This window comes from Rhodonellum sp., assembly GCF_030656585.1.
In the GTDB taxonomy this organism is placed as follows: Bacteria; Bacteroidota; Bacteroidia; order Cytophagales; family Cyclobacteriaceae; genus Rhodonellum; species Rhodonellum psychrophilum.
This window is the reverse complement of sequence record NZ_JAUSPP010000032.1, coordinates 19,886-29,185: the sequence shown is the minus strand read 5'-3', so window position 1 is coordinate 29,185 and position 9,300 is coordinate 19,886. Positions and strand designations below refer to the sequence as shown.

Genomic DNA, 9,300 nt, shown 5'->3' with positions numbered 1-9,300 from the left:
ATGGTAGGGGATCAATTAAGAATCAACCAAATCCTGAATAACCTGATCAGCAATGCCTTGAAATTTACCCACAAAGGAAGCATTGAGGTTTCGATCGTGCAAAACTCCAACAATACCATTGCTTTGGTTGTGGAGGATACCGGGATGGGGATGAACCAAGAGGTATTGAAAAAAGTATTTCAGGAATTTAATCAAGGGGATGCCTCCATGACGCGGAAATTTGGGGGAACGGGTCTTGGTCTCGCCATTGTGAAGAGATTGGTGGATCTTCAGCATGGAGAAATAAAGGTAGAAAGCGAGGTTGGAAAAGGGACCAAAATAAGTCTTGAAATCCCCACTCAATTCGTAGCGCCGGTATTGAAAACCGCTCAGGAGGACATCAAATTCACCTACAGCTTGAAGGGCTTGGATATTCTGGTGGTTGACGATGATACGATTGGTCTCAAATTTATCCGATTGCTATTGGAAAGTCTTGGTGCCAATGTAGTTTCCTATTTGGGAGGCGTGGGCTTTCGGGACAATTTCAAGAACCGTCCATTGGATTTGGCCATATTGGATATTCAAATGCCCGAAGTGAGTGGTTTTAGGGTGAAGGAAATGCTACGGGAAATCCCAGAGTACCATCAACTGCCGATTTTGGCGATGACAGCAAATGTGTTTGTAAAAGAAAAAAACAAGTTATTGGAGGAGGGCTTTGATGATTTATTGTTAAAGCCATTCACGGAAAGCCAAATACTGAAAAAAATCGGATTTTTGCTTCATTTGACCAAAATACCAGTGCAACAGATAGGGAAACAAAGAAATGAAGACATCAAGCCCTACAATCTGGAGGACTTGAGAAAATTCTGCATGGGTGATGAAGATTTGCTTCTTGAGGTAATGACAGACTTGGTTTCCAGTACTGCAGCCGATTTAAGGGAATTGGAAGTGGCGATGGAGGCCAAAAACTACAGCATCGTCCGTGAAATTACCCATCAACTTTCCAGCAGATTGGGCCAAGTCAAGGTTCCTTCCGGACAGAAAGCCAGAGAAATTGAGATTTCAATCAAAAACAATAAACTAGATGGGGTTGATGAAATTCTCAATGATTTTATTTCCGAAACCAGAATTTTTTTAGAGTTGGTTTCTCAAGACCTCAACTTACTGATTTTCAAATAAACTAGTCAATGCCGTATTTTTCCATTTTGTTATAAAGGGTCTTTCTGTCTATTCCCAGGGTTTTTGCTGCCTTGGACTTGTTGTACTTAACTTCCTGAAGGACCCTGATGATCATTTCCTTTTCCTGAAGCATCTGGCTGGTTTTGAAATCAGCGCTCTCCACATTCGAGGTTTCTTCGTGGGCTTTTGTAACAGGCTCATCTATCAATTCCCTAGGTAGGCTGTTGATTCCGATGTATTCACTTTGGCTCAGCAGAACGGCCCGGCGCACAATGTTTTTCAATTCCCGAAGATTTCCTGGCCAAGTGTATTTTTCAAAAATATGGACGGCGCCTGCATCAAATCCCTTGATGTTTTTGCCTAGCTTTTGATTGCTTTGTTCCAAAAATTGATTGGCAAAAACCATCAAATCTTCCTTTCTTTCCCGTAAGGGGAGTGCCGTGATCGTAAACTCATTCAAGCGGTGGTAGAGGTCTTCCCTAAAAGTACCCTCCTTGGCTTGTTGGAGCAATTCCTCATTGGTTGCGGCAATAATCCTGATATCAATGGGAATTTCCTGATTGCCTCCGATTTTCCTGATCTTTCTTTCTTGTAATGCCCTTAGGAGTTTTATCTGAATGTCATAGCTCAAGTTTCCAACTTCATCCAAGAACACGGTGCCTCCGCCGGCAGCCTCCAAATGCCCTATTTTGTTGTCGAGTGCGCCTGTGAAAGACCCTTTTACATGGCCAAATAACTCACTTCCGGCAAGCTCTTTGGAAAGTGCCCCGCAGTCAATCGCTACAAACTGACCATGGCTTCTCGAGGATTTTTGGTGGATCCGCTTTGCGATATATTCCTTACCTGTTCCTGTTTCTCCCAAAATGATTACTGTCAAGTCCGTCGGAGCTACAAGCTGGATGTGCTCCTCAATGTGTTTGGACGTGGCACTTTTTCCCACGATGTAATCTTCGTCGGATTTTGGGGCTGATTTCTTTTTCTTTTTAGGCGATTCATTGGCACCTTCCAATGCTTCGTTTACAGTGAGGAGCAGCTCATCCGGATTGATAGGTTTTAGGATATATTCAAAAGCACCCATTTTCATCGCTTTCACAGCAACACGAATGTCTGAATAATTGGTGATCAGCAACACAGGGATATCTTCCAAAACCTCTTTGGAATACCGAAGTACTTCCAATCCCGTCCCATCCGGCAGCCGAAAATCTGTGATAATCAGCGAAGGTTGATGCGTGTCCAGATAAACTTTAGCGTCTTCTATTTTAGTTAGGGCATCAACCGAAAAATTGTTTTTTTCCAAGAAATTTTTTATTATTCTGGAATAGGTCAGGTCATCTTCTACCAAAAGAATTTTTATCATCGATAAAGGTAAAATTTTCCTTCGGATTATTTAAAAAATAAAGCACCGAAAATATTTCCGGTGCTTTAAATGATTTAGGATAAAGGGTTTATTCTTTTATTTCTTTGCCATTGATGTCAAATTTTTTAACCAGTTCTTCACCGCCATTGTCAAATTTGATTTTGAAGTGTGTTGCGCCTTTTTCATCCGTGATTTGCCATGCTTCGGTAATGCTCAAATCTGCAATGGTTTCATCTGTGGCAATTGCCGTTTTTACAGCTGGGGGAAGTTGCTCAGGATCTAATTTAACCTTGTCCTGGTTTGTCATCACCATTTTTTCTATTTCTTGTGTCTGGGCATTCACCATCATTGGAGAAGCAGCCAAAGCGAATACCATTAATGCGGGGAAAATAAATCGCGTTTTCATGTGAATTGTATTTAAGTTAGAAATAATAAATTGGTTTATTTAAGGATTTGATTCTGAAATTCAGTTTCAGCTTGATTGATTCTGAATAGAGTTTCATGATTTTGAGCATGTGAATGGGAATAGGAATTCAACTGGAAATTTGCCCAGCTCAATAGCGTCATAAGAATTAAGCCTACACCCAAGATCAGTATGGTGATTATCTTTTTCATGTTATCTGTCGTGCAGAAGTTATGCCACTGGCCTTATGAATGAATTTGGCACAAAAATCAGTATTTTTTGGATTTTTGCTGTAGAAAAAATCAGCAGTCTGTTGCAAATTCCCTCAGCAGGGAGACAGAGATTGATTTGAGGTTTCCTACTTGGTTTTCAGTTTAAAGAGGATTCCGGAAAACGAAGTCATTCACTGTGGATTCTTTGACTCCAATTTTTTTATTGCTTCGGTTATCTTCCAAAAAACGTTAACTTTGTATACTCAAATATAACTTTGATCCCACCCAATGAGTGAAGCTATCAAACACGAGTGCGGCATAGCCATGTTGCGACTTCGTAAACCCCTTCAACACTTCATCGATAAATACGGTACACCTCTTTATGTCCCGAATCGGCTGTACGTGTTGATGCAAAAACAAATAAACAGAGGTCAGGATGGTGCTGGCGTGGCCAATATCAAAATTAACACAAATCCTGGAACGAGATACATCAGCCGCTATCGTTCTATAGAACCCCAAGCGGTAAATTTTATCTTTGATAAAATCCACAAAAAATATAAAAAGGCCAAGAAACTGGGAGGCGAGAATGCACTCTTTGACGCCGAATGGTTAAAGGAAAACATCGCCTTCACCGGGGATTTATGGTTGGGGCATCTTAGGTATGGCACTCATGGAGAAAACAGCATAGAAACCTGTCATCCTTTCCTGAAGCAAAATAACTGGAGAAGCCGAAATTTGGTCATGGCGGGTAATTTCAACATGACGAATGTGGAAGAACTTTTTGATAAATTGGTGCAACTGGGTCAGCACCCAAAAGAGAAAACCGATACCGTCACGGTCATGGAGAAAGTGGGGCACTTTTTGGACGAAGAAAACCAACGCATTTTCGACAAATACAAGCATCAGTTTTCGAACGAGCAAATCACCGCAGTCATCGAGGATGAATTGGATGTAAGTCGAATCTTGAGAAGATCCTGTAGGGATTTTGACGGAGGCTACGCCATGGCTGGTTTGATAGGAAATGGTTCCAGTTTCGTCGTGAGGGATCCTTATGGCATCCGTCCGGCTTACTATTATGCTGACGATGAAATCGTCGTGGTGGCTTCCGAGAAGCCAGCAATTAAATCCGCTTTTGACATCGATTATAAAGAAATCAAGGAGGTAAAACCGGGACACGCATTGATCATCAATAAGGATGGTTCTTTCGGAGAGTATGAAATCATGCCTGCCAAGGAGAAAAAATCATGCAGTTTCGAAAGGATTTATTTTTCCCGTGGGACAGATCCGGACATTTACAGAGAAAGAAAAATGCTCGGAAAAGCTTTGGTACCACAAGTGCTCAAAGCCATTGATTTTGACCTGAAAAACACTGTGTTTTCCTATATTCCAAATACAGCAGAAACTGCTTTTTTAGGAATGATAGAAGGCGTGGAAGATTATCTGAGCGCCAAGAGGAGAGAAGTGTTATTGGAAGGAAAACCTCATTTGGAGGATTTGGAAGAACTCCTCAACTTCAGGCCGAGAGTTGAGAAATTGGTGAGCAAGGATGTCAAACTTCGAACCTTCATCACCAATGATCAAGATCGGGATGCCATGGTCGCTAACGTGTATGATACCACTTATGAAGTAGTGCGGTCAGGAATTGACACTTTGGTCGTCATTGATGACAGTATCGTCCGCGGTACTACTTTGGAAAAAAGCATCTTGACTACTTTGGATAAATTAAATCCCAAAAGAATCGTGATTGCCTCATCGGCACCACAAATCAGATTTCCTGATTGTTACGGCATTGATATGTCCAAAATGAATGAATTCATTGCATTCAGGGCGACTGTTGCATTACTGAAGGAGCGGGGAATGACGGATCTGATGGATGAAGTGTATGAAAAATGCAGCGCCAATTCAATGTTTGCCAAGAATTATGTAACGGAGATTTATGCTCCTTTCACGGATCAGGAAATTTCAGATAAGGTAGCCCAGATCATCACGACCAAAGATATTCATGCAGAGGTCAAGGTCATCTACCAAACCGTGGACAACCTTCATAAATCATGTCCCGATCATTTGGGAGATTGGTATTTTACCGGGGATTATCCGACAGAAGGTGGAATGCGCGTGGTCAACAAGGCCTTTGCAAATTTCATGGAAGGAAAAGCGGTGAGAGCCTACTAAAAAATCAAATCAGGGCCGCGGAAATCCAAAACATTTTCGGGGAAAACAAAAAAAACTGCCTTCGGGGATTCATTTTCCCAAAGGCAGTTTTTTTTCTGATATGTTTGGTTACATGCCCTTGATTATTTTCAACAGATCATCTGGATCAATAGGTTTGGCAATAAAGGCATCGGCGCCGGCTGATTTGGCTTCGGCAGCGACTTCCTCATCCCCAAAGCGGGTAATGAGCAGGACCTTGGTCTCTGGGTTTTTGAATTTCAATTTTTTGAGAATTTCCACCCCGTTCATGTCAGGCAATCTGTAATCAAGAATGGCCTGACCAAAATTGTTCAAATCCATCAGCTCCAAAGCATCTTTACCGTTCTGGGCATCCATCACTTCAAAATTGTTCTTGGAAAGAAAGCGGGTGAGAAGCTTGCAGAATACTACATCGTCTTCAACTATTAATATTTTTGAGCTCATGATAGCGTTGTTTGGATTTTAAAATTAGGGATAGAAGTTTTATCACCAAAAGTTTTTCGGGCATTTTGGTCAATCGCATAGACGCCCATGATGCTTTGGACAAAGCCTTTGATCATTTCATCGATACCCAAACCGAGCTGGCCAAAGTTGCGCACATCAAAAAGCATCAGCCTTTCATCAGCATATGTCCAGCCATCTTCTCCTTTGACAGAAAGATTCGTGCCATAAACTTCCCAAGAGTTCATGTCTTCGGGAAGCGGCGTGTTCAGGGGAAATCTTGACCTTCTTGAATAAACAGCCAAAGGACGCATCCCTTCTTCTGTGGCGTGCATCATAAGCCTAAGGTCAAAAGCGAAACTCCTTCCCTTGCTATCCGGAATGGTCCCTACATGGTACCAAGCTTTCATGGGATCCAATCCATTGCTATAATTGCTGTGAATCAATTCTTGCACCAAATATAGCTGATTGGGGTCAAGCTGGGATTTGGCATGCTCCAGCTCTTTTTTGCTGATCACAGTGTAAACGCCTTGCCCTGCATTGGAGTCTGGAACTTTGATCACCATGCTTCCTCCGAGCATTTCGAAATGTCTTTCCAATTCATAAAAAGAGACATTCCTGAATGTTGAAGGAGTGAAGATACTGATCCCTTTATCTGCAAATTTTCTATTGAAATCATCATAAGCCCGACTGGCAACTTCCTTGTTTCTCCCGCCCGCCAAACAAGCCTCTATTGGATTGAGGAGAAGGGTTTTAGTGTTTTCAGGGATGATGGACCAAGGTTCTTGGGTGACATACCTGAAGGCTGCTCGGATTTCCACCCACTCCTCATTCTGATTTCTAACCCACATTTTCCCATCGACAAATTTTACTGGAGGTTCAGCATCTTTGGCTTCGAATTTGGCCAAGAATACATTCTCCCCAAAAACATCGGCGACCGTGGCGGCATATCCAATGTTTTCCATTGGGTTTTTGTCATAGATTACTGCCAATGCACCGTTTTCGTGATGATTATCCACCATTGGCTTGAAGGTCTGCTCGATCAATCTTTTGTATCCGCCTTGCTCTACATTCAGGTCGAGCAAAGGCATTGATTTTTGACCGGATGGGCAGCTGTTGGTTTCGATGACGGTCAATTTTCGGTTTCCCTCATTGTTGGTTACATGCATCAAATCCGTCCCTGCCCAGCGAAAATACTGGGGTTGATAGGTCATGATTTCCATCAATGCCGCAGGGTCGCTTTGTGGATGAAGCCTGTGGTACCTTTCCACCATCTGCTCATGGGTGAGATTTAAAAAATAGGAGACAAGTGGATGAATATTTGAGTTTAAGACCCGTGGATACCAATGATCCGTTGGCTCAAAATCCCCAGGTTCTACCAGATGTACGTTTTTTGAAATAGATAATTTCATGAATTTATGAATTAAGATTTACGAATTCTTTTTTTGATTTTTTGAAGAATTACTAGATTGAATAGATAAAAGCCGAAATGAAGTCCTTGTTTTTCCATAGCATCAGCACTCCACTCAAAACCATACTGACCACTACAATTTGTCTAAAGAAATTGTCTGACATTTTGGCCAGGATCATTTTTCCGAAGTACACGGCTATCATTGAAGTGACACCGATCATAATGCCATATTTCAAGACTTCCCCGGTCACAAAACCGAAGTAGGCATAGCTGATGATTTTGGTAGAATGGAGTAAAATGGCATTGGCGGACCTGGTTCCCAATAGTGATTCCTTGCTGATGCCATAATTTAAATAAGCAGAATTCATCAAGGGGCCCACTCCACCAATCAGTCCGGATAAAAATGCTACAACCAAACCCATGGGGGCAAAATGCCAAGCTTTGATTTTGAATCTGGATTCGGATTTTGGTTTTTGCCTGAGTTGGAAAATCGTGGAAACCAATAATAGGCCAATTAGGATTTGAAGATAGTCTGATGATAAACTTGCAAACAGTCTTGCGCCAAGGATGGATCCAATGATGGTAGAAGGGAACAGCCAAGCAAACAGCTTCCAATCAATATGTTTCCAAAATAAAGCCACCTTTGAAGTGCTGCTCATTCCTATGCTGATGGCCATCACAGGAGCCACCGCCTTCACGCCCACTACTACAGCCACCAATGGCATAAGGAGCAGACTGGCACCTCCTCCAGTCAGTGTGCTTAAGATGAAAACTATAAATGCTCCAATAAGGATAAATAGCAATTGCATAATTCTATAATTTTATTCCTTGTCCTGTTAATTCTTGAAAATTTCAGGTCTTTTTTACTTATACCAAAGAAAATTTTGTGCCAAAAAAAGCCCTCAGTTTCAATTTGGTTGTATATTGCTGTCCAAGAATTGGGTAATTATTACCCAAAACGTGACCGGATTTCAACAAAAAATGACAGACAAAATGGAATTGGATATACCTTTATTGAAGCAAATTTGTGAAATCGCTGGAGCACCTGGGTTTGAGAAAAGAATCCGGGATCTTGTGATTGAATTGGTCACTCCTCTCGTGGATGAGGTGAAAACGGACAATTTGGGGAATGTCATCGCTGTTAAAAAAAGTGAAAATAATCCTGACAATAAAAAAGTCATGGTGGCAGCCCATATCGACGAAATCGGATTTATGGTTACCCATATTGAGGAGGGTGGATTTTTGAGATTCCATACTTTGGGGGGATTTGACCCCAAAACATTGACTGCCCAGAGGGTGATTGTCCATGGTAAGACGGATTTGGTGGGTGTAATGGGCAGTAAACCCATCCACGTCATGACAGCCGAGGAAAAAACCAAAATCCCAAAATCGACAGACTATTTCATCGATCTGGGTATGACAAAAGAGGAAGTCGAAAAATATGTGTCCGTGGGTGATCCCATCACCCGGGAAAGGGAATTGATCGAAATGGGGGATTGCGTCAACTGTAAATCCATTGACAATAGGGTTTCAGTTTTTATTCTGATTGAAGCCCTAAGGAAATTAAAAAACCATCCTTATGATGTGTATGCAGTTTTTACTGTCCAGGAAGAATTGGGTATTCGCGGGGCCAATGTTGCTGCGCATGGGATCAATCCGGATTTTGGGATCGCATTGGACACCACCATCGCCTTCGATGTGCCTGGAGCACAAGCCCATGAGAAAATCACCGAACTTGGCAAAGGTACGGCCATCAAAATCATGGATGCCATGACCGTTTGTGATTATAGGATGGTGGCTTTCATGAAGAAAACAGCAACGGAACACCAAATCAAATGGCAACCTGAAATCCTGACAGCAGGGGGGACGGACACGGCTGGCGTCCAAAGAATGGGGAAACAAGGTGCGATTGCCGGTGCCATTTCCATTCCCACACGTCACTTGCATCAAGTCATAGAAATGGCCCACAAGGAAGACATCCACCACAGCATCCTGCTTTTGAATGCCTGTTTGGAAAATATGGACCAATATGATTGGGGGCATTGAGGGAAGGAATCCTGATCTCATGTTGTATCTCACCATAAACTTAAACCCGAAATATGCATTGGGTTTCCAAATGGGATTGAAA

The 9,300-nt window shown here is 42.2% G+C and carries 8 protein-coding genes; 3 read left to right on the top strand and 5 right to left on the bottom strand.

What is annotated here, in order from left to right:
• Positions 1-1,158: ATP-binding protein (locus Q7J63_RS09740; protein ID WP_304885739.1), on the top strand; the 1,158-nt coding region annotated here is incomplete at its 5' end.
• 1 nt (position 1,159) lies between these two features.
• On the opposite strand, the gene Q7J63_RS09735 is transcribed toward Q7J63_RS09740, so the two are convergent.
• Complete coding sequence (locus tag Q7J63_RS09735; RefSeq protein WP_304885737.1) at positions 1,160-2,515, bottom strand: sigma-54 dependent transcriptional regulator; 1,356 nt, start codon at positions 2,513-2,515, stop codon at positions 1,160-1,162.
• An 88-nt stretch (positions 2,516-2,603) separates the two neighbouring features.
• The gene (locus Q7J63_RS09730; protein ID WP_304885735.1) at positions 2,604-2,921 is read right to left on the bottom strand and encodes a hypothetical protein; all 318 of its coding nucleotides are present in this window, start codon (positions 2,919-2,921) and stop codon (positions 2,604-2,606) included.
• A 497-nt stretch (positions 2,922-3,418) separates the two neighbouring features.
• Between Q7J63_RS09730 and Q7J63_RS09725 the strand changes: the two genes are divergently transcribed.
• A complete protein-coding gene (locus Q7J63_RS09725; protein WP_304885733.1) occupies positions 3,419-5,302 on the top strand; it encodes an amidophosphoribosyltransferase in 1,884 nt (627 codons plus the stop codon).
• Between the two features lie 108 nt (positions 5,303-5,410).
• On the opposite strand, the gene Q7J63_RS09720 is transcribed toward Q7J63_RS09725, so the two are convergent.
• Genes Q7J63_RS09720 through Q7J63_RS09710 form a run of 3 tightly spaced genes read right to left on the bottom strand, consistent with a single transcriptional unit; the run spans position 5,411 to position 7,981 of the window.
• On the bottom strand, positions 5,411-5,764 hold the full coding sequence (locus tag Q7J63_RS09720; RefSeq protein ID WP_304885731.1) for a response regulator: 354 nt from the start codon (positions 5,762-5,764) through the stop codon (positions 5,411-5,413).
• Positions 5,761-7,173: a hypothetical protein gene (locus Q7J63_RS09715; protein WP_304885729.1), complete on the bottom strand. Its 1,413-nt coding sequence runs from the start codon at positions 7,171-7,173 to the stop codon at positions 5,761-5,763. Before Q7J63_RS09715 ends, Q7J63_RS09720 begins: the two co-directional genes overlap by 4 nt.
• Before the next feature lie 52 nt (positions 7,174-7,225).
• Positions 7,226-7,981, bottom strand: a complete 756-nt coding sequence (locus Q7J63_RS09710; RefSeq protein ID WP_019597306.1) for a sulfite exporter TauE/SafE family protein — start codon at positions 7,979-7,981, stop codon at positions 7,226-7,228.
• A gap of 184 nt (positions 7,982-8,165) precedes the next feature.
• Here Q7J63_RS09710 and Q7J63_RS09705 point away from each other — a divergent pair, with 184 nt between their 5' ends.
• On the top strand, positions 8,166-9,218 hold the full coding sequence (locus Q7J63_RS09705) for a M42 family metallopeptidase (protein WP_304885741.1): 1,053 nt from the start codon (positions 8,166-8,168) through the stop codon (positions 9,216-9,218).
• The last annotated feature ends 82 nt before the right edge of the window (positions 9,219-9,300 follow it).

What these genes read in the sequence shown, in the direction of transcription:
- Q7J63_RS09715 (WP_304885729.1), bottom strand. Translation starts at nt 7,173, where the DNA reads ATGAAATTATCTATTTCAAAAAACGTACATCTGGTAGAACCTGGGGAT.
- Q7J63_RS09710 (WP_019597306.1), bottom strand. Translation starts at nt 7,981, where the DNA reads ATGCAATTGCTATTTATCCTTATTGGAGCATTTATAGTTTTCATCTTA.
- Q7J63_RS09725 (WP_304885733.1), top strand. Translation starts at nt 3,419, where the DNA reads ATGAGTGAAGCTATCAAACACGAGTGCGGCATAGCCATGTTGCGACTT.
- Q7J63_RS09730 (WP_304885735.1), bottom strand. Translation starts at nt 2,921, where the DNA reads ATGAAAACGCGATTTATTTTCCCCGCATTAATGGTATTCGCTTTGGCT.
- Q7J63_RS09735 (WP_304885737.1), bottom strand. Translation starts at nt 2,515, where the DNA reads ATGATAAAAATTCTTTTGGTAGAAGATGACCTGACCTATTCCAGAATA.
- Q7J63_RS09705 (WP_304885741.1), top strand. Translation starts at nt 8,166, where the DNA reads ATGGAATTGGATATACCTTTATTGAAGCAAATTTGTGAAATCGCTGGA.
- Q7J63_RS09720 (WP_304885731.1), bottom strand. Translation starts at nt 5,764, where the DNA reads ATGAGCTCAAAAATATTAATAGTTGAAGACGATGTAGTATTCTGCAAG.